Origin of the sequence: Sphingobacterium sp. Lzh-3, from assembly GCF_046764375.1 — a bacterium.
Lineage (GTDB): Bacteria > Bacteroidota > Bacteroidia > Sphingobacteriales > Sphingobacteriaceae > Sphingobacterium.
The window spans coordinates 5,885,940-5,906,574 of sequence record NZ_CP177226.1; the positions used below are offsets into that span (position 1 = coordinate 5,885,940).

The 20,635-nt window shown below is 40.6% G+C and carries 15 protein-coding genes; 5 read left to right on the forward strand and 10 right to left on the reverse strand.

Features of this window, described 5'->3' with window-relative positions; genetic code table 11:
• Nucleotides 1-196 precede the first annotated feature (196 nt).
• Together ACLCDV_RS24620 and ACLCDV_RS24625 are read right to left on the reverse strand one after the other, a co-directional pair.
• Nucleotides 197-1,009 carry an MBL fold metallo-hydrolase gene (locus ACLCDV_RS24620; protein WP_317669204.1) on the reverse strand — a complete coding sequence of 271 codons (813 nt, stop codon included), beginning with the start codon at nt 1,007-1,009 and terminating at the stop codon, nt 197-199.
• Nucleotides 1,010-1,085: 76 nt separating this feature from the next.
• Complete coding sequence (locus ACLCDV_RS24625; protein WP_333627357.1) at nt 1,086-2,513, reverse strand: L-serine ammonia-lyase; 1,428 nt, start codon at nt 2,511-2,513, stop codon at nt 1,086-1,088.
• A gap of 215 nt (nt 2,514-2,728) precedes the next feature.
• Between ACLCDV_RS24625 and ACLCDV_RS24630 the strand changes: the two genes are divergently transcribed.
• Nucleotides 2,729-4,276, forward strand: a complete 1,548-nt coding sequence (locus tag ACLCDV_RS24630) for a glycoside hydrolase family 10 protein (protein WP_317669202.1) — start codon at nt 2,729-2,731, stop codon at nt 4,274-4,276.
• Nucleotides 4,277-4,368: 92 nt separating this feature from the next.
• Here the strand turns inward: ACLCDV_RS24630 and ACLCDV_RS24635 are convergent, their stop codons facing one another.
• Complete coding sequence (locus ACLCDV_RS24635) at nt 4,369-6,075, reverse strand: glycoside hydrolase family 3 protein (protein ID WP_411972478.1); 1,707 nt, start codon at nt 6,073-6,075, stop codon at nt 4,369-4,371.
• 304 nt (nt 6,076-6,379) lie between these two features.
• Entirely contained in the window at nt 6,380-6,922 is a 543-nt protein-coding gene (locus tag ACLCDV_RS24640; RefSeq protein ID WP_286851784.1) for a TetR/AcrR family transcriptional regulator, read from the reverse strand.
• Nucleotides 6,923-7,140: 218 nt separating this feature from the next.
• Between ACLCDV_RS24640 and ACLCDV_RS24645 the strand changes: the two genes are divergently transcribed.
• A complete protein-coding gene (locus tag ACLCDV_RS24645) occupies nt 7,141-9,882 on the forward strand; it encodes an outer membrane beta-barrel protein (RefSeq protein WP_411972479.1) in 2,742 nt (913 codons plus the stop codon).
• A gap of 40 nt (nt 9,883-9,922) precedes the next feature.
• On the opposite strand, the gene ACLCDV_RS24650 is transcribed toward ACLCDV_RS24645, so the two are convergent.
• A complete protein-coding gene (locus ACLCDV_RS24650; protein ID WP_317669199.1) occupies nt 9,923-10,597 on the reverse strand; it encodes a response regulator transcription factor in 675 nt (224 codons plus the stop codon).
• Nucleotides 10,598-10,719: 122 nt separating this feature from the next.
• On the reverse strand, nt 10,720-12,156 hold the full coding sequence (locus ACLCDV_RS24655; RefSeq protein ID WP_411972480.1) for an ATP-binding protein: 1,437 nt from the start codon (nt 12,154-12,156) through the stop codon (nt 10,720-10,722).
• Nucleotides 12,157-12,275: 119 nt separating this feature from the next.
• Between ACLCDV_RS24655 and ACLCDV_RS24660 the strand changes: the two genes are divergently transcribed.
• A complete protein-coding gene (locus tag ACLCDV_RS24660) occupies nt 12,276-13,643 on the forward strand; it encodes a DUF4270 family protein (RefSeq protein WP_411972481.1) in 1,368 nt (455 codons plus the stop codon).
• 3 nt (nt 13,644-13,646) lie between these two features.
• Nucleotides 13,647-14,669, forward strand: coding sequence for a Kelch repeat-containing protein (locus ACLCDV_RS24665; protein ID WP_317669196.1), 1,023 nt, complete (start codon nt 13,647-13,649; stop codon nt 14,667-14,669).
• A 497-nt stretch (nt 14,670-15,166) separates the two neighbouring features.
• Here the strand turns inward: ACLCDV_RS24665 and ACLCDV_RS24670 are convergent, their stop codons facing one another.
• From ACLCDV_RS24670 to dnaG, 3 genes are read right to left on the reverse strand one after another with little or no spacing between them, the layout of a single operon-like run.
• Nucleotides 15,167-16,195 carry a glutaminyl-peptide cyclotransferase gene (locus ACLCDV_RS24670; RefSeq protein ID WP_411972482.1) on the reverse strand — a complete coding sequence of 343 codons (1,029 nt, stop codon included), beginning with the start codon at nt 16,193-16,195 and terminating at the stop codon, nt 15,167-15,169.
• 30 nt (nt 16,196-16,225) lie between these two features.
• The gene (locus ACLCDV_RS24675) at nt 16,226-16,582 is read right to left on the reverse strand and encodes a YraN family protein (RefSeq protein WP_317669194.1); all 357 of its coding nucleotides are present in this window, start codon (nt 16,580-16,582) and stop codon (nt 16,226-16,228) included.
• 8 nt (nt 16,583-16,590) lie between these two features.
• Nucleotides 16,591-18,594, reverse strand: a complete 2,004-nt coding sequence (gene dnaG, locus ACLCDV_RS24680) for a DNA primase (RefSeq protein ID WP_333578148.1) — start codon at nt 18,592-18,594, stop codon at nt 16,591-16,593.
• 226 nt (nt 18,595-18,820) lie between these two features.
• On the opposite strand from dnaG, the gene ACLCDV_RS24685 reads away from it, so the two are divergent.
• Entirely contained in the window at nt 18,821-20,206 is a 1,386-nt protein-coding gene (locus ACLCDV_RS24685) for a nucleotide sugar dehydrogenase (RefSeq protein ID WP_411972483.1), read from the forward strand.
• Nucleotides 20,207-20,349: 143 nt separating this feature from the next.
• Here the strand turns inward: ACLCDV_RS24685 and ACLCDV_RS24690 are convergent, their stop codons facing one another.
• Nucleotides 20,350-20,541 (reverse strand): hypothetical protein, encoded by a 192-nt coding sequence (locus tag ACLCDV_RS24690; protein WP_228280105.1) that lies wholly within the window; start codon nt 20,539-20,541, stop codon nt 20,350-20,352.
• Nucleotides 20,542-20,635: the final 94 nt, after the last annotated feature.

Below are 20,635 nucleotides of genomic sequence, written 5' to 3' on the forward strand. Positions count from 1 at the left end.
CATGTGATAGATTGCCGTCTATTACATGGTGTTTTTGTTTCTTTTTTGTCCAAATAAGCATACAAATAGTTATTTAGACTGATTAAAAACAAAGCAAATATAACAGGAAATCTTTTTAAATCAACTAATTTTTTTATTTTACAGTATTCTTACGCTTTGGCTGAAGAAATACAGCATACAAAACGAGCTTTTTAAACTAGGAAGAGAGTGCAGAAGGAATTGAAAAAGCGGTTACACGATTCTCTAGCACAAGTTTCAGGTCGAACAATTCTGTTTCCTGGTAACGTGTCGCTACATGAAGCTGGATACGTTCGCAATGTGGTTCGAAAGTCTGCTGAACCAGATCGACCGTATTATTTTCGCCGGAGAGGTGAGTTAGGATAAGATGTTTAAGGCGATCGGTTTTATAGGCATTAAATAGTTCGACGGCAACACGATTTGAAAGGTGTCCCCAACCACTGCTGATTCGGTTTTTCAGAAAATACGAATATCGTCCAGTACGCAACATCTCCTCATCATAATTTGATTCCAGAAGCAATACATCCGAATGCTGAATAACATGCTGTACATTTTCACAAGGCCGTCCTATATCCGTCAATACCCCGATATTGTATGTCCCATCTGAAACAAGGAAACTACAGGGTTCTTTGGCATCGTGATATTTGGGAATACCATACACCTTGAGACCTCCAATTTCAACGACTTCGTCCGGAGAGATTATATGGACCAAATGGGACGGAAGATGCAATCGGGTACCATCGTAACTCCCCTTGGTGATATAAACCGGTAGATTATATTTTTTGGCAAATACGGATAGGCCTCTGATATGATCAGAATGTTCATGGGTAATGAAAATCGCCTTGATCTGAGTCGGTAAAATACCCAGATTGTACATCCGAAGGTGTATATGTTTACTGTTGATTCCGGCATCGATCAAAATAGCCGAATCATCTTTAGCCACATAATAACAGTTTCCATTACTTCCGGAGGCGATTGCACAATATTTCATTCGTTTACGCTATTTATAAGAATATATCTATGTTACCGCGTCAAAGATACGAAAAACGAGAAAACTCAGACAGTCATTAACATTCCGGCAAACTCAATGGAATATTGACGGCCAATCCACCGTCTGCTGTTTCTTTATATTTAGCATTCATATCCAAAGCCGTCTCCCACATGGTCTTAACCACAGTATCCAGGCTCACTTTTGCCTTATCTGGGTTGGATTGTAGTGCTAATTGCGCAGCAGTAATTGCCTTAATGGCTCCCATAGTATTACGCTCAATACAAGGAATCTGTACCAATCCACCAATTGGATCGCATGTTAATCCAAGATGATGTTCCATCGCAATCTCGGCAGCCATCAGAACCTGACGCTGCGATCCACCCAACACTTCTGTCAGCGCGCCGGCAGCCATCGCTGATGAAACCCCAATCTCGGCCTGACAGCCGCCCATTGCAGCAGAGATCGTTGCATTTTTCTTAAAGATCGAACCGATTTCAGATGCCGTAAGAATAAATTGGATAATTTTATTTTCACGCATACCGTCATGAAAAGTAATATAATATTGCAATACAGCCGGGATAACGCCCGAAGCCCCATTGGTAGGCGCTGTAACCACACGTCCGAAGGAGGCATTTTCCTCATTTACAGCAAGAGCAAAACAACTTACCCAATCCAGAATATATTGAAAGTTTTGGCCGCCCTCCCGAATGGCCGCTACCCAGGACTCGTAATCTTGATAGGTACGTCCCTGCATTAATTTCTTATTCAGCTTGGCTGCTCTTCGCTCAACGTTTAGCCCCCCCGGCAATGTCCCTCCGGTGTGACAGCCCCGGTAGATACATTCGTGTATTGTTTTATAAATATTCAATACGCCTGCTACGGTTTCACTTTCTTCACGCCATGCACATTCATTTTCAAGGACCAGCTCAGAGATTTTCAGCCCCGTTTTCATCGTCCAATGCAAGAGTTCGTGTGCAGTATCTACAGGAAATGGAAGATCCACTTCAGACAGGACGCTTTCCGTATCATTTTCCTGCACCACAAAACCGCCACCTATAGAATAATAAGTTTCTGTAATTGCCTTACCATTTGATAGGAAGGCCTGAAAGGTAACGGCATTGGGATGAAAAGGCAAGCTTTCGGCATATAGAAACAGGAGGTCTTCCTGATAGGAAAAAGGAATCGTCCGTTCGCCAGCAACTTCCAGTTCACCGACCGCCTTGATATGTTCGACTTTGGGTGTCACTCTATTGACATCAAAGGTAACCGGATCATCTCCGCTTAGTCCCAGTAGAACGGCAATATCAGTACCGTGACCTGCACCAGTCTTAGCCAAAGACCCATAAAGCAAGATTTTAACCTGTTCGACCTCATTTAATACCCCTTTTGACTTGAGAACAGCCGTAAATTGCTGGGCTGCGCGCCAAGGGCCTAAGGTATGCGAACTCGAAGGTCCGATACCAATCTTAAACATATCAAAAACGGATATTTGTTCTTTGCTCATAATCTTTTTTATTGCGGTTAGCTGATTAAGCCACTGCTTTTGTGAAAACCGCATCTAAATTAGCACAAATAAAGTACATTGTTACCTGTATTTGCATTATTATCAATTTGAAAACCAAGCTCAGGTTCTTTTAACAAGTATCCAACAAACATCTTACATTTTTTAGCGAAAAAGTAAGAAATGCTTCCCTATCTTTGTTGGCTATAATTTATAGAATGACGGGAAAAACATATTTATATTCTTTTTTTACCATTGTTATTTGTTTATTTTCGATTAGAACGTATCCCCAGCAACTACCTAAGCGGGAGTTTCGCGGTGTATGGGTAGCAACCATAGGTAATATAGACTGGCCCTCCGTGAAGGCGGGCAATAATGTCGCTCAGCAAAAGCAGGAGTTTATTGATTTATTGGACCAGCACCGCAGCGCGGGGCTGAATGCAATTATTTTGCAGGTACGTCCTGCTGCCGACGCTTTCTACGCGAAGGGCAGAGAACCCTGGAGTAGATACCTGACCGGAAAACAAGGCCTGCCTCCGTCGCCATTTTATGACCCCTTAGAATTTGCGATCACCGAGGCACACAAAAGAGGGATGGAGCTACATGCCTGGTTCAATCCGTATCGTGCTTCGACAACATTAAATCCGGCCCATTTTTCGGATGACCATATTACCAAGCGCCACCCCGAATGGTTCTTCACCTATGCTGGCAAGAAGCTTTTCAACCCAGGTATTCCGGAAGTTCGTAAATATATCATTGATGTGATTATGGATGTAGTCAAAAACTACGATGTAGATGGCATTCATTTCGATGATTACTTTTACCCCTATCCTGACAGCAGAAACACACCGGTACCGGATCAGATTACCTTTGGTCAATATAACAACGGGATCGAGAAAATTGACGACTGGCGACGCAACAACGTCAACGTACTGGTACACGATCTTGGTGTTGCCATTAAAAAGATAAAACCTTATGTCAAATATGGCATTAGCCCCTGTGGCGTATGGGACAACAAAGAAAATAATACTGCTGGCTCAGATACCCGTGGTCTGAGTGCTTACCGGGAACTATATGCTGATGGTGTAAAATGGATGCAGGAAGGCTGGATAGACTACATCAATCCCCAGATCTACTTTCCTTTTAAAAATCGCGCTGCAGCATATGAGATCTTAGTTGACTGGTGGCAGAAACACACCTATGGCCGTCACTTTTATGTGGGGCATGGGGCTTATCGTGTTACCGAAAATAAAATCGGCTGGACAGACCGCAGCCAAATTCCCCGACAGGTACGCCACTTAAGAGAGGAGCACGATGTGGAGGGAAGCATTTATTTTAGCTCCAAATCACTCACGGACAATCTTGTTGGATTGCAAGACTCGATGCGGAATGACCTGTATCGTACACCAGCATTACCCCCTACAATGCCGTGGTTAGATAGTATCCCACCCAATGCACCTTTCGGTCTTCTGGTTAAAAATTCGGCCAATGGTAAAATGAACACCTTATTTTGGCAAAAACCAGATGTGGCCACTGATGGGGAGTCTGCTTATGGCTATGTGATCTATCGGTTCAATCTCGATGAAAAAGTGAACATTAAGGATCCAGGAAAAATCATCTTTATCACCTTTGATGGCGATAAGCTTCAATATACGGATGACGATATCAAGCAGCATCAACAGTACAAATATGTCGTTACTGCTATTGATCGTATAAAAAATGAAAGTAAGCCATCAGATAGCAGAGCCACAAACGAAGAAACTTAAGGCTTAAAAAAATACCTCTTCTGAAATGGTCTCTTGCTCGCGCAAGAGACCATTTCAGAAGAGGTATCCTGTTTGTGTGATTTTATAATGCGTTATTTCCCCTGTCCGTATTTAAATTTTTTGTTGATCGTAACCGGAAGTTTTCCTTTCGGCGTATTTTGCCCCAAAATCGTTTTTACTGCTGCTTTCTGCATGAAGGCATCATTTTGATAAGCCAACAAAATTGTCTTTGCTTTTTTCGTCGCTTCAAAACCGTCCAAAGCATAGGCATTGGTAAATAAGGTCAAGATCGATTTTTTCGCAAATTTCTTCATCAGGCCCTGAACATCTTTATTCAATACCATGGTAGGACGCGGACGAAGTCTCGTGTCATGCACGGCGATAATAAATTGTTTATTTTTCTTGATTTCTTTGGTAATACGTTTGATATCATCCTTACTCATGCTGTCTGTGATGAAATACTGTGTTTCATTCGTCAGCGCACTCGCTAATTCATGCTGGAAAGTCTGATTAGCCGTAATGCCGATATTGATAATAGCGGTAGGTAAATCTTTCTTGAATGATTTTATTTTTTCGGTAGAATTTAATGCGGTGATCGCTGCATCTGACAGCTCGTCAATGAGCTGAACCGCCGAGGCACGATGTAAATCATTGTATAGATTCTGTTGTGCTGTAGCCTGATACTTATCTAAACCAAGCCATAATTTGGCTGCCAGCACTCTTTTAACACGCGCATCAATATCTGCCTGTGCGATACGTCCCTCTTCAATGGCTTTTACGATCAAATCGATTGCACGTTTACTGTTTTCTGACACTTCAAGTAAATCATGACCCGCGATAATCGCCTGTACGTCTGCTTCCCCATTTGGGAAAAACTTCTTTACACCTTTCATGTCCATGGCGTCAGTGACTGTTAGTCCTTTAAAACCAAGTTCATTGCGCAAAAGGTCCGTAACTACCTTTTTAGAGATGGAAGATGGCATATTAGGTGTATCGTCCAAACTCGGGATATTCATGTGTGCCACCATGACAGCGGGTGCTCCAGCTTTAATAAGTTCTTTGAACGGATACATTTCCAGGGTATCCAGGCGTTTTTTGTCAAAAGGAAGTTGCGGCAGATCATAATGAGAATCCACATCTGTATCTCCATGACCTGGAAAGTGTTTAATGGAAGCCAAAATACCACCATCCACCATACCATCCATATACGCTTTGGCTTTTTGGGTTACATTATATTTATTATCACCAAAGGAACGGATACCGATTACTGGATTTTTAGGATTATTGTTGATATCCACGTCGGGAGCAAAATTGAAATGCATACCTATACGTTGGAAATCTAAGGCAACCTCACGTCCCATGCGATAGATCAACTGATTATCCTGAACGGCTCCTAAAGTCATCTGATAAGGAAACGACAAGGTAGAATCGGGCATACGCATGCCTAATCCCCACTCGCCATCAAAAGTCACCATCAGAGGTACTTTAGACAAGGACTGGTAGCGATTGAACATATCGACATGACGAACAGGACCACCCTGAAAAACAACGAGACCGCCTAAATGTTGGTCTTGTATAACCTGAGCTACGGAGTCAATATATTTCTGCCCTAAATTGGTGTGTGCCCTAACCAGAAATAACTGCGCTACTTTTTCTTTTGGTGTCAAAGTATTGAATACTGCATCGACCCATTCATGTTGGGAGTTGATGTATTTCACAAAATCTTTTTTATCCTGAGCTTTTAAAAAAGAAATTGTGCCGACTAATGCCAATATTCCCAGACCGAGTTTTTTGAACATAAATTAGTTTGTATAATGTATTTAAAATAGAAATACTAAGAACGTTATTATTTTGGACAATATGAAATTGTTTTTGCAACAATTTAATATAAAAACGCACAAAACAGCATTATATTAGGTAGCAAAGCAGAAAAATGCGGCATGTAAATATTGGAAGCAATAGAACATTCGATATATGGAAAAATAACAGCTTTGGAACGCCCCGACCATCCAACGATTGCAACCCAATTGCCGGTTCGACGAGTAATAAAGAACTTTACAAAAAAAAGATGGTTAGAAAAATCCTCTAATTTAGCTTTGAAAGCTAAATCAGGTTATATTTTTTCTCTAGAAAGAGCGTCAATTCCATCACATTTTCCAATTCACCTATCGCTTCCTTTTTCCATAGCTTGTCGATAACTAGTAAGAGAAATTGTGTTTCAAGATCTGGATTTTCATAGTTCAGATCTTCAAAAGCACGATGGATAATAGGTTGCACGGGTTTCATAAACTGTTCGTGCTGCTGTTTGGAAAAAGGGTGATGCGACAAGCGCTCCTGCAATTTCCAAAATAAGGGTTCGGCGGTAACCAATTTGTTGGGTAGATTGATCATTGTACGCAAGAATTCCTTTGGTTCACGATAGGTCATCATTCCGCGGTGATGCGTAAGAACTTTGCGATAGCCCGATTTAATTAAATACACCAGCAAGGCATCTTTATTTCCAAAATGTTTAAAGATTAATGCTTCGGAGACCCCCGCATTTTGGGCAATCGTTTTGGTAGAGGTATTCGTATAGCCTTGCTCTGAAAAAAGCAACAATGCTTCTTTCATAATACGCTCTTTTCTACTCAAAACACTTTCTTTCATCTTTTATTTTTTTAATCTATCCCCGTATAGCATCAGATCCTCACACGGTTTTGTTCAGTTGATTTTTTAATTCTACTGCAAATATATCTAATCTTTCCGTTCCCTTGGGGGTATTGTAACTAAAATGATAATAATTCGTAACAAATAGTGCCCTATTTTTGAAAAATAAAATTATATAACCGTCAACTGTACATTAAAACATATTTCCGTCGCTACCAATGAAGATCAATCTATGGACTGTCTTGCTCCTATTTATTAGCTTATCCTTATTGGGAACAAACGCGCTTGCCCAACAGTATATTACAGGCAAATTGCTTGATCAGACAACTTCACAACCCATTAGGGGTGCAAGCATCACCATTATCGCGGTAAAAGATTCCAGTAAATCTCAGGTACCTACAGACATATTGGGCAAGTTCAGCAGCACAGCACTTTCCAACGGTGATTATCTGGTCACAGTACAACCGATGGGCTATACCATGGATCTCCGTCGGGTAAAGCTCATAGGCAAGACCGTCGACCTAATTTTTAAACTCAGTAATGCAGAAATTGTATTGGATGAGATCAATATTTCCTCGAGCAGTATACAAGTTAAAGGAGATACCCTTGAATTTGACACCAAGAAATATATTACACAGGATTTTGCCGATGCCGACGAATTGGTAAAGCAGATTCCTGGCGTTGAAATTGATGATGATGGCAACGTCAAAGCACAGGGTGAGCCAGTCAATAAAATTATTATTGACGGTCGTGAGTTCTTTAGTACAGATCCTAAGGTCGCCTTAAAAAACCTTCCGGCTGATGTTATTGCCAAAATCCAGATTATCGATGACAAAACCGAGCAGGCCAAATTTAGTGGCTTTGATGATGGAAAACGCATGAAGGTGATCAATATCGTCACCAAACCCGACAAAAGAAAGTCATATTTTGGCAAGCTCTCCGGTGGAGTCGGTCCTGACCAGAAGTATGCCATAAATACTCAGGTGACCAAAATGAATCCCAAACGTCAGTACTCGATCGACATCAATACCAACAACGTCAACCAGCCCAACGGTTTCGCCACCCGGGGAAATACAAGAGGACGTACCGGACAGGGAGTGACAACGCGCTTTAATGCGGGGTTCAACTATTTGGATCGGTTTTTTGATAACCAGATGGACTTCAATGCGAATTATACCTACAACTATACGGACAATACTATCCTCAGCCAAAGCAAAACAGAATATACTGCGGGTAATCGGGCCAACCAAATCAACAATCAGGATCAAATAAACAGCATCTACAGCAACAATCATGCTCTCTCTATCCGCGCGAACTGGAAAATAGATTCCATACAGAAACTGGACTTTCAACCTAATTTTTCCTATCAGAGTAACGACAGAAATACAAGTTCCAAAGGCAATACCTTATTAAATCTTGCCGAGATACTCAATAGCTCTGACCGTAAAAATAACAGTTTTGGAGAAAATTTTAACTGGGGCGGAGACCTTACGTACATGCGGAGACTCAATAAACCTGGCCGCACAATCAGTTTTAATATGAATGGCTCTTTTAGCAGCAACAAGAGCCATGCGGAGAATTTTGCACTAAATTCCTACTATAAAGATGGACTGTTTAACCGCGTCGACACCGTCAACAATAGGAATTATTCCATTGGTGATAATAATGGTTTTCGTTCCAAGGTGGCCTATACAGAGATGCTGGGTAAATACTCCCGCTTACAGGGGAACTATACTTTTCGAAATACGGCACGCTATTCGGACCGCAAAACTTACGAATTTCTGGCCGAAACAGGTCAGTTAGGGGAATTAAAAAACCGTCTTTCCAATGAATTCCGAAATGACTTTGTTTACCATAGCGGTGGTGTCTCCTACCTATTTAACAAAAAAGACAGCATTAGATTTCAGATTGGCTTAGATTATCAGACAGCTGCCCAGGTAAATGACAAATTATTCCCCAATATACTGACCACAAAGGGCCACTTTAACAGTCTGTTGCCCAATCTAAATTTCCAATATAATTTTAATAAGGATACACGCGTCGAGTTTCGGTATAATGCAAAGACCAATACTCCTTCTATTGAGCAACTGCAGGATTTTATAGACAATCAAAATCCACTGCGCATTAGCTCGGGAAATCCGGATCTTAAGCAAGAATATGACCACAACGTCGTGCTTCAGTTTAGATCCATCAATAAAGGAACAGGTAGAAGCTTCACCTCTGAGCTTACAGCAGATTTTATTGAACATAAAATATCAAATACCATTTTCACCACAGACTCAGCTTTTACAATCACCGAGGACGTTGTACTGGGGCCAGGGGGGCAATACATTAGGCCCGAAAATTTCGATGGTGTCTATAACCTCAAATGGCAAAATAGCCTTGGATATCGATTTGAGCCATTGAAACTTAACGTCAACCTCAACAACAATATGTATTTCAACCAGAATTACACCTTATTGAATCTGGAAAAGGTCGATGCGCAGACCTATGGGATGAGTCAACGCCTCGGCGTAAATACAGCATTCAGCAAAGATGTTATCATCGGTTTGGATTACAATGGAAATATAGCATTCTCCAAGAACTCAGCAACGGAAAAATCAAATTACTCGGTTTATAGACATACCATAGGCAATTCTATCGCGTTGACGCTACTAAAAACATGGACACTCAATTCGACTTTCAATTACCTTTACAATGGTAGTATCCTGAATTCACCAAGTACAACAAGTTTGTTATGGAATGTCTCTATCGGTAAGAAATTATTCAAACGCAGGAATGCCGAAATCAATCTTACGGTATTTGATATCTTTAATGACAATAAAAATATCAATCAGCAGGTAAACGATCTTTGGGTACGTGTATCCCAATCAAATGCAATAACGCGCTATGCCATATTAAGTTTTACGTACCATATTCGTGGGCTTGGCGGAAAATCGGGCATGAAAAATCATCGTTAACCACAGCGCCCTTAATGTCTGTCCACGTGGAACACGTCAATCAATCGACTGTAAGCATATACCCCACTCCTCTGACATTGGTAATCTTGATGCGCTCATCCTGGCTGAGATATTTCCGTATACGGCTGATAAACACGTCCAAGCTTCGTCCCGTAAAATATTTATCATGGCTCCAATAGGCCCGCATGATATCCTCCCGCGGTATGACTTTATCTTTTTGTTCATACAGCTTCCGCAGCAGTTCACTTTCGCGGAAAGACAGCTTAAGTACCTCACCCTGATAAGTCAACTGATGTTTTAAGCTATCGAGGCTATAGTCTCCTATCATCAGCTTCTGACCGAATAACATCTTAGGACTATTTTTCAACAAGGATTCTATCCGCACAACGAGCTCTTCAATCTTAAACGGCTTTTTGACATAATCGTCCCCGCCCAAACGAAATCCCCGCACAACATCCTCTGTCTGCACTTTGGCGGTCAAGAAGATAATGGGCACCTGCGTATCTGATTCGCGTATTTTTGTTGCCAATGTAAAGCCATCCATCACCGGCATCATGACATCGACGACCAAAATATCCGGCCGAGCCGCTGTAAATGCTTCCAAGGCTTCGTAACCATTACTGCAATGGGTGACACGAAATCCATTGGCCTCAAGGCTATCGGCAACGATCATTCCGAGACTCGGCTCATCTTCTACATATAAAATTTCAATCATAATGTTTTGATTCAATCAAAATATATTTCGCCTTTGTTTCAAAGACATCTTTCGGATAAAGTCAGCCTAATTGCTGACCGACAAAAGGTCCTATTTGCTGTCAGAAAAATAAATAATGCCGTTTATTCGTACGGCAATCGGATACTAAAGGTACTTCCTTTTTCCAGCACGCTATCGACGGTAATCTTGCCATCGTGCCTTTTTACCACCTGCTTCACATAAGCAAGCCCCAAACCGAAACCCTTTACATCGTGTAGATTACCGGAAGGAACCCGAAAGAACATGTCAAAAATCTGATTATGGTATTCTGAAGAAATTCCCTTACCATTATCTGTAATACGAATATGGACATTTTCTTTCATTTCCTTCACTTCCACTTCAATATAAACCTGCTGTCCAGCGTATTTTATCGCATTTTCCAACAAATTATTGATCACGTTCTTTAGATGGGCTTCATCGCCATTGATCCTTATTTCACTTGGAACAGCAATAAGCTTAAAGTCCACTTGCTTAGTTTTATTCAACTGAGCAACTTCAATGGCGCCCTTCACCATGGCGACAAGATCGAAGTCAGTACGCTGCAATACAATTCCTCTTGTTGCATCAATATCCATCTGGAGTACCTTTTCAATCATATTGGACAGGTGTTCCAGTTCTTTTTTGGAGATATTCAGATAGCGATTCATCTTTTCCCTGTCATCCTGTACACCATACAACTGTATCGCTTCTATGGCTGCCATAACCGTAGATACCGGTGTTTTGAGTTCATGCGTCATATTATCGACGAAGTTCTTACGCAGCTCGGCCATCTTATTTTGGTTGAGAATGGTTTTCATCAAATAGAAGAACGTCCCGAGCAGCAGTCCAATCAAGAGTAGTGAGATGAGCAGCTGCCAGCTTAAGCTATACAGCAGATACTTCCAATCCTCCTGAAACTTGATCACAAGAAATTCGTTTTTTGAGGGATTGACCATCATGGGTCTGGTCCAAGCCAGATTTGCTTCGCGGTATTTGCGGCGCACATCTTTGATTTGATCGTGTGGAATCGTGACAATAGCCATTTCAAATGGTACTGATATACTTTTATTGCTCAGAGATTCTTTAAACTTTCTTTCGATTAACTCCAGATTGGCTTTGTTCATCTCAAAGTCCCGGAACAGAAAGGGCGGGATAATTGCGCCTTGCCCTTCGCGATCTTTGGGAAACATTTTCTCTCGTCTACCGTGGCCCTCGCGATCAAATCGCTCGGTTTTAGGCCGTTCGACGTTCACACGTTGTAAAGCCTTATCTAGTTCAGCAGCGGGCAGTAAGGTTGAAAGCTCGCGTTTTACATCTTGCAGGAGTCGATTCCGATCAGCCTCCGGGCCATCTAACTGCCGATCACCATTACGCGCTTGGTAGGCTTCCTGAACAGCATTGAAGAGCGAGCGCTCAGCGGTAGATAGAAACAGGTCACGACGATTGGTGTAACTTCCATAGAGCCAAAAGCCTAGTACTACGGTAATTCCTGCCCCGATTACAACGATCAAACTGATCAATAATTTAAATCTTCTACCCATAACTAAAACAAATTTAAATTACTAGATTTGCAATCGCTGTGGTAATTAACCATATTTAACAAAATATAACACTGATTAACAGTTGGCATTGATTACTTTTGCACTATTCAAAAATTAATATGATTAAAGACTTTAAGAGACGTAGTATTCAATTTTTACTTCCACTTTTTACATTGGCCGCTTTCGTTGGTTGTAATAAAGACATTTCGCTCTCATTGGATAGTTCAAGAGATGAAACAATCGGTTTAGTACCAATTGATACTGTTTCCGCCAAAGTTTCGACTTATCAATTGGACGATATTCCGACTTCCGCTACAGGAACAATGCTTGTCGGAAAGAATAGCAATGCTGTCACGGGCAGCATGAAGTCTACGGCTTATATGCGCCTAGGAGTGGGAACAATAAGCAATGCTTCTATACCAGATGATGCGGTATTGGATTCGGTGACCTTGGTATTAACGCCAAACAAATACTTTTACGGTGATACAACGAAAGTACAAAAGATATCGGTACACCGTGTTACGGAGGAAATTACACAAACACAGATTGATTTAACCAAACCTGTAGATGAACGTCCTGTTTTTGTCACTTCGGCAGCGATCTTCAGTAAACAAAAGTTTGCCTATGAAAATACACCATTGGCAGACCTTTCCTTTAAACCACGTATACAATCGGCAGATTCTTTATTTTTTAGATTCAACAGTACCATCAGCAATGAGCTATTTACAATGATCAAAAATAATGACAACCGGATTCAGAACAGCACAAGTTTTCAGGAATATTTCAAAGGATTGGCGCTTGTTCCTGACAACAGCAACACAGCTGTTATCGGATTCAAGGATACTGTTTTCTTACAGGTGCACTATTCATTCCTGAATAATGAAGGAACAAAATCTGTTGGCAAACAATATTTTTCCATTGACAACAAGGCTTACCAGTACAATCAAATTGAAGCGGATCGCTCGGCAACAAAGTTTGCCCCTATGACATTAAAAAACCCTCAAATTACGAGTCAACAAACGGATGGAAATGTGTTTTTAGAAGGCTCAACCGGCGTTGTAGCAAAAATTGAGTTCCCTACGTTATTAGAATTGGTGAACAATCCATCAATTGCGATTAATAAGGCTGAACTTGTTATTGAAGTCCCTAACGGAGCTTCCAGTATTTTTGATCAGCCTCAAAGTTTAGTCTTAATGGTGGCAAGTAATAATGGAAATCCGATTAGCTTGTTAACTTCACCTTATTCGACAACAACGCAACAAGCAACCTTAGTGCGTGGAAATGATTTTGGCTCGAATGGAACATATACATTCAATCTGATTGAATATTTAACAAAAATTAAAACAACAGCATACAATAATACTTCATTATATCTATCTTTACCGACATCGGGTTTGTTTTCAACTGGAAATAGGTTAATATTGGCAAAAGATAATGAGAATGATCCGAAAATTAAATTAAACATCCTTTATACTAAATTTCAATAATTTATGAACAAGAAAAATTGGCTACTCGTTTTATTAGCTTTTGTATTTACAGTTACAACTTTCTCTTCTTGTAAAAAAAGTGACGACAGCTCAACCAAATCAGACGAATGGTTTGCAAAAGCTGCTTTTAAAGGCCCACAAACTTCATCTGCTGCTAGCTTTTTGATAAATAATGTTGCATATGTCACTACTGGTCTAGCTAGTAATGCTGGCGGTAAGCCTTTCCGTGTGAAAGATACGTATGCGTATGACGCAGCATCAGATACTTGGGCTGAAAAGGCACCTTTCACGGGTGTTGAAAGAAACGGTGCCATCGGTTTTTCCATTGGTAATATCGGTTATGTTGGTGGTGGAAATGACGGAACAAACAACCTAACAGATTTCTACAAATTTGATCCTACAGCTAACGGCGGAAAAGGTGCTTGGTCAAGCATTGCTCCACTTCCTATCGCTTTATCAAATGCAGTAGCTTTTACTTTAAATGGTGCTGCTTATGTTGGAACAGGTGAAACTGTTGTTAACGGTGGAACAACGAATACAAATGAGTTTTACAAATATGACCCAGCTGCTAATACTTGGCAAGCAATCAGTGATGCTCCTTTTTCAGCGAAAAGAAAAGCAGCTTTCTCTTTTGTTGTCAATAATGTCGCTTATGTAGGTGGTGGTATCTCTAACGGTTCTTACCCAAAAGATTTCTATAAATTTGATGGTAGCAAATGGACTAAATTGAACGATCTAAATAGAGCAGATGATTCATATACTTACGATTTGACTCGTTCAAATGCTTCTGCTTTCGCAATCAATGGTACTCCATTCGTTGTTGGTGGTTACAAAAATGCAGTAATCAACAGCACATGGAAATATAATATTTCTGGTGACTACTGGACAAATGATAACGGCGCTTTCGCTGGTTCAGCACGCCAAGATGCTGTTGGTTTCGCTGTAGGAAACAACGGTTACATCACTACTGGACTTAACGGTTCATCCCGTTTTGACGATACTTGGATGTTTACTCCGATTTATTAATCGAAATAAAATCAATATAAAAAAAGGAATGAAGTTTTGAGCTTCATTCCTTTTTTTGTTTAAAACATTTAGTTTCTATTGGCTAAAAAGGATTTCTAGTTCCCTTTTAGGGCTGTCCGTTGAGTGAAATCAGTCATCAACAATAGCGCACATCCGGCTGTTATTTACCAATATAGGGCAACCCTCTTGTTCTTCATTAATAGAGATGCACGTGACGAAAGATCTGCTCGTCATAATGTTTCATGCTCTCCATGCAGTTTTAAAGGCTTCCGATACAGTTTTAAAAGTGATCTGTCTCAGCCCCAGACCGTCATTATGAACAGGTCGTCATTATAAAAAAGATGGAATTGAAAACCTCACACAATAACAGCCATACTTCAAAGAAGAATGGGGGCGCAATAAAAAACCTTGTCAGATAATTCTGACAAGGTTTCCATTTTATTCGAATGTGCAAATACTGTCTCCCTCACAAAGAAGGATCAAGATCTGAAGTTCGTTTACTTTTCAACGGTCTTGATCTCAAATAATGTATTCCACAACTTACCTGTTATAAAGAGACGCTTTCCAGTCTGGTCGTAAGCAATTCCATTCAATTCATTGTCATAAGCGGAAGTATGCTCATAAATACCTACAAGATTAATCCGTCCTTCTACCGCTCCTGTTTGCGGGTTGATTATAACAATAACATCTTTTTGATAGACATTTGCGTAGACTTTGCCGTCTATATATTCCAGTTCATTAAGTTCATCCACTGGTCCAGCTTCATCGTAAACTCCGACAGCATTTAGCTCCTTACCGGTCGTTGCATCTAAAAAGAACAATTTATTGGATCCATCAGACTTTATCAAATGTTGCCCGTCGTAGGTCAAGCCCCAGCCTTCTTTACTATTTTCATATTTAAAGGAACTTTCCTTTACAAAAGAGTTTTTATCAAAGACATATCCCTCTCCCTGTTGCCACGTTAACATAAATAACTTATTACCGACCAATGTCATTCCTTCGGCAAAAGTCTTTTCATCAAATTTGATTTCCTTGAGTACTTTACCTGTTTTTAGGTCGACCTTTCTCAAGTTTGACTCACCATAACGGCCATTAGATTCGTAGAGAATACCATCAGCAAACTGTAGCCCTTGAGTAAAAGCTGTCGTATCGTGCGGGTATTTGTTGACAACCTCAAAACCATAGTTCTTCGCATTTTCAGGTACAACATAAAATGTACTTGAAACAGAATCGGGTTTTCCAGCATTGTATACCAAGGCGGAAATATTACGTGTACCATAGGCCATGTCTTTGGTATCTACCGTAATTGCCGTAGTATCAGTTGATGACCCCACATGTTTATCATCGACAAAATAAGCCACAGAATCCATTGATACTGATTCAAATTTCAATTTCAACTGGACTTGAGCACCTTTTAAAACAGCTTGATTTGCTCCGGGGGAAGCAAATTCCAAACTTGATTTTTTTGACTTACAAGAAGCAAAAGCTAGCGCTGCAATTGCCATAAAATAAGTGATTTTTCTCATCTATGTATAATTATTTATAAGTACGTATCCTTAGCTATCCCAAAACGCATCTTTGATATGGTTGAGTACTGTTTTGGGGGATCTTGTTATTGCGACAACATCAAATCTGACTTCACCGACATAACCTGTTTTAAGAATATAAGCCTGTGCTGCACGAATCAGTAGTCGCTGTTTTTTGCGATCTACAAATTCGTAGGGTTCGCCGAAATCCGTTCCTGACCGTGTTTTTACTTCAACGAATACCAAGGTATCCCTGTCCACGACAATCAAATCTACTTCTAAATTCTTAAATCGCCAATTTCTTAACACTATTTTATAGCCTTGTTCCATGAGGTATTCCATAGCCATTTGCTCACCCCATTCGCCCGTTTTAAGATGCTTGGCCATATCCAGTACTATTTAACAATCGTATTTCCCAGAAAGCCTCCCAAGAGCCGTTCGGCCTCTTTAAGTTTCTGATATTTAAAAATAAGGACTTCCAGGTTTGCCACATCTTGTTCATGTTTCATTTCTTCACGAATATGATGCATTTCTGCCTCAATCTTACGCTTCTTGATCCGATAGATCGCTGTAACAACGAGTTGTTTTAAATGCTCATATTCTTGCGTTACATAAATTTTACGCTTATCGTCATTCCAATTTTCGCTGAGTGAATATTTACTGGCAACGCTATTAATCGCCAATTCGGATATTGACGCATCCGAATTCGAATAAAACTGCTTGGCATCTGGAATTTCGTAATTTTCTGCAGCATCTCTATAGACTTTTAAAATATAGGCCGCAGCTTTATCCTTAAATTCGATGTCGCTGATATTTCCTAGGAGTACTCCTGCTACGGGAATATCCCCGTCACCTTCCCAGGTTGCCAGATAATCCCCATAGTTGATTAAAATACGGACAATCTCTCGTTCCTGAAGAATTTCGGAAGTCAGTTGAACCGGTTGTTCGACATTCTCCATAGGAGCTACTCCCCCTCTTTCATCGTCTGTCATGAAGAAATCCGGAGGAGGACCGTCCATCCCAAAAGGTGGCATTCCTGCATTTGGTGCTGGGCTCTGGGGTTTACGAGCAGCATCCTTATCCGCCTTCTTTGCCCGATTGAGCCTAATCTTGTTGAGTTCAGCCAATAAAATGCGCTCTTCGATATCCAGAAGGCTACTACATTCCCTGATAAAAACAGAAACCTTAATTTCATCGGGAATCAATGCAATACTTTCGACGACATCACGGATTACCGAAGCCCTTTTTATTGGATCATTATTGGCATCGCGAAGCAGGATATTCGTTTTGTAGAAAATAAAGTCCTGCTGATTGGATTTGACATAATCTTTAAAAGCCGTGGCACCAAACTTTTGCACGTAAGAGTCGGGGTCATTACCGTCGGGAAAAAGCAGTACTTTAACGTTTAAACCTTCTTCGAGCAGCATATCAGTACCGCGTAGGGAGGCTTTGATCCCTGCTTCATCCCCATCATAAAGTATGGTCACATTCTTTGTGAATCTGGAAATAAGCTTGATCTGACCTGTTGTCAAAGACGTTCCCGAGGAGGAAACAACATTTTCGACTCCAGCTTGATGTACCGAAAGAACATCGGCATAGCCCTCTACCAAGTAGCAATTATCCTCTTCCATAATTGCTTTTTTGGCAAAATTCAATCCATACAACACATCGGATTTATGGTAGATTTCGCTTTCGGGAGAGTTTACATATTTGGCGACCTTCTTATCCGTCTTTAGTGTCCGACCACCAAAGCCAATAACACGTCCTGTCAGGTTATGGATCGGAAACATGACCCGGCCGCGGAAACGATCATATAAAGATTTATCATCGCGTTCAATAGCCAAACCACTCGCGGCCAAATAATCTGGGTGAAAACCCGCTACCTGTGCTTTATCGACCAATGCAGTCCATTCCTCCGGCGAATAACCCAATTCAAATTTTTTGATGATATCTTCTCGGTAGCCACGCTCCTTGAAATAGTTGAGTCCAATAACCTGACCCATTTCAGTTTTCCAGAGTTGTTCGGCAAAGAATTTACTGGCCCAAGCACTTAGGACATATAGACTTTCCCGTTTATCCTGCGCAGCAAGCTGGGCCGGAGAACGCTCGATTTCTTCAATTTGAATCGAATACTTATCGGCTAAATAACGGATGGCTTCCGGGTAAGAGAACTTTTCCAGTTCCATGACGAATTTAAGGGAATCTCCACCAACACCACAACCAAAACACTTATAGATACCCTTTGACACAGAAACGTGGAAGGAAGGCGTCTTTTCATGGTGAAAAGGACAATTTCCAATCAGAGAAGTTCCCCGTTTCTTTAAATCAACGAAGTCTCCCACCACCTCTTCTATCCGTGCTGTTTCCAGTACCTTATCAATAACTTCCTGCTTTATCAAACCGTTTCTTTTTTAATGTAAAATTAGAATAAATCTTTTGCATCTCCACTAGGAAATGACTTCTTTAATAGCATTGCAGAAGCGCCATGAAACAAATAGAGGGAAAAACAATGGATGAGCCAGTTCCCCTAAATAAATTGTTTTGATATGCTGTGCTTTGTATTGCATATCAAAAGCAATTTATCTAAGTTTGTTCTTCAATTTATAGCTGATTAAGATAATCAAAATGAGCAAAACAATCAAGAAAATATGCTGTATCGGTGCTGGTTATGTCGGTGGACCTACCATGTCAGTTGTTGCAAAGCAATGTCCACATATTGAGATTACGATCGTCGATGTCAATGCCGCCCGTATCGCGGCTTGGAACGACGAGAATCTAGACAACCTTCCTGTATACGAACCAGGCTTACAAGAGATTGTTGCAGAAGCACGTAATCGTAATTTGTTTTTCTCAACCGATATCGAAAAAGCTATCGACGAGGCCGACATGATTTTTATTTCGGTCAATACACCGACTAAGAATTATGGAAAAGGCAAGGGAATGGCTGCAGACTTAAAGTATATTGAACTTTGTGCACGGCAGATCGCAGCGGTTGCCAAAAATGACAAAATTGTTGTTGAAAAATCGACTTTACCTGTTCGCACTGCGGCAGCTTTAAAAAGTATCCTTGATAACACGGGGAATGGTGTTAATTTCCATATTCTTTCCAACCCTGAATTTTTGGCTGAAGGTACAGCAATACAGGATCTAATCAATCCAGATCGTGTACTTATCGGTGGAGAAAATGACGAAGCCATCGGTGCATTAGTAGACATTTATGCGCATTGGGTAAGTCGTGACAAAATTCTCACAACAAACCTCTGGTCATCTGAACTTTCAAAACTAACAGCAAATGCCTTTTTAGCACAACGTGTCTCCTCCATTAACTCCATTTCGGCACTATGCGAGAAAACAGGGGCAAACGTAGATGAAGTTTCCAAGGCGATTGGCATGGACTCCAGGATTGGATCCAAATTTCTAAAAGCTTCTGTAGGTTTTGGTGGCTCTTGTTTTCAAAAAGATATCCTCAATCTGGTTTATATCGCACGAAGTTACGGTCTCACAGAGGTTGCCGAATATTGGGATCAAGTGATTTTGATGAATGATTATCAAAAACAGCGATTTGCGGACAACATTATCCAAACATTGTATAATACTGTATCGGGCAAAAAGATTGCATTCTTAGGCTGGGCATTCAAAAAAGACACCAATGATACGCGTGAATCTGCAGCGATCTATGTTGCAGATTATCTATTGAGTGAACAAGCTGAAATCACGGTCTATGATCCCAAAGTATCTGCTGAACGCATCTATGCCGATCTCGATTATCTGAATACGCGCTCTTCGGAAGAAAACCGAGCTTTGGTAAAGGTTGTCAATACCGCCTATGAGGCTTGCAATGATACACATGCAATTGCAGTATTGACTGAATGGGATGAATTTAAACGTTATGACTGGGCTAAAATTAAGGAGCACATGAAAAAGCCTGCATTTGTGTTCGATGGCCGTAAACTATTGAACCGTAAGGAACTTGAAGACCTTGATTTTAAATATTACGCAATAGGCGAGTAATCAATCAATATATAGATAAAAAGAACCCTCAGCATATAGTCGCATAAGTGTATGCAACTATAACTGAGGGTTTTGTTTGTGCCTGTTGTCAACGCGTAAGGAAAGAGAGATGAAACACAAGCGATGCAACAGGACTTTTTATCTTAATTATTCAGCATTCCATAAAACTCATTCATGTAATAAGATTCTTGGAGTGCATCTCTGAAATTCTGCCATTGTTCTTCATCAAATGAAAATACGATATCTGGATAAGGTGTTTTCATAATCAACCGAAATTCACCATCTGGGAATGTGCTAAAAAAGAGCTCATCACCATTACTTTTCGTAATATTCAAGAAATCGAAGAATTTATTCCTCGTAAATGTCAGTACAAAACTTTGTTGCCAGATATAATACGTTTGACACTTATGGCAAACACTAATATGGGTA

Bases quoted from the DNA above. Each gene is read 5' to 3' on its own strand.
- ACLCDV_RS24635 (WP_411972478.1), bottom strand. From the start codon at position 6,075: ATGTTCAAAAAACTCGGTCTGGGAATATTGGCATTAGTCGGCACAATT.
- ACLCDV_RS24640 (WP_286851784.1), bottom strand. From the start codon at position 6,922: ATGAAAGAAAGTGTTTTGAGTAGAAAAGAGCGTATTATGAAAGAAGCA.
- ACLCDV_RS24655 (WP_411972480.1), bottom strand. From the start codon at position 12,156: ATGGGTAGAAGATTTAAATTATTGATCAGTTTGATCGTTGTAATCGGG.
- ACLCDV_RS24620 (WP_317669204.1), bottom strand. From the start codon at position 1,009: ATGAAATATTGTGCAATCGCCTCCGGAAGTAATGGAAACTGTTATTAT.
- ACLCDV_RS24625 (WP_333627357.1), bottom strand. From the start codon at position 2,513: ATGAGCAAAGAACAAATATCCGTTTTTGATATGTTTAAGATTGGTATC.
- ACLCDV_RS24645 (WP_411972479.1), top strand. From the start codon at position 7,141: ATGAAGATCAATCTATGGACTGTCTTGCTCCTATTTATTAGCTTATCC.
- ACLCDV_RS24675 (WP_317669194.1), bottom strand. From the start codon at position 16,582: ATGGCCAAGCATCTTAAAACGGGCGAATGGGGTGAGCAAATGGCTATG.
- ACLCDV_RS24685 (WP_411972483.1), top strand. From the start codon at position 18,821: ATGAGCAAAACAATCAAGAAAATATGCTGTATCGGTGCTGGTTATGTC.
- ACLCDV_RS24650 (WP_317669199.1), bottom strand. From the start codon at position 10,597: ATGATTGAAATTTTATATGTAGAAGATGAGCCGAGTCTCGGAATGATC.
- ACLCDV_RS24665 (WP_317669196.1), top strand. From the start codon at position 13,647: ATGAACAAGAAAAATTGGCTACTCGTTTTATTAGCTTTTGTATTTACA.
- ACLCDV_RS24670 (WP_411972482.1), bottom strand. From the start codon at position 16,195: ATGAGAAAAATCACTTATTTTATGGCAATTGCAGCGCTAGCTTTTGCT.
- ACLCDV_RS24630 (WP_317669202.1), top strand. From the start codon at position 2,729: ATGACGGGAAAAACATATTTATATTCTTTTTTTACCATTGTTATTTGT.
- ACLCDV_RS24660 (WP_411972481.1), top strand. From the start codon at position 12,276: ATGATTAAAGACTTTAAGAGACGTAGTATTCAATTTTTACTTCCACTT.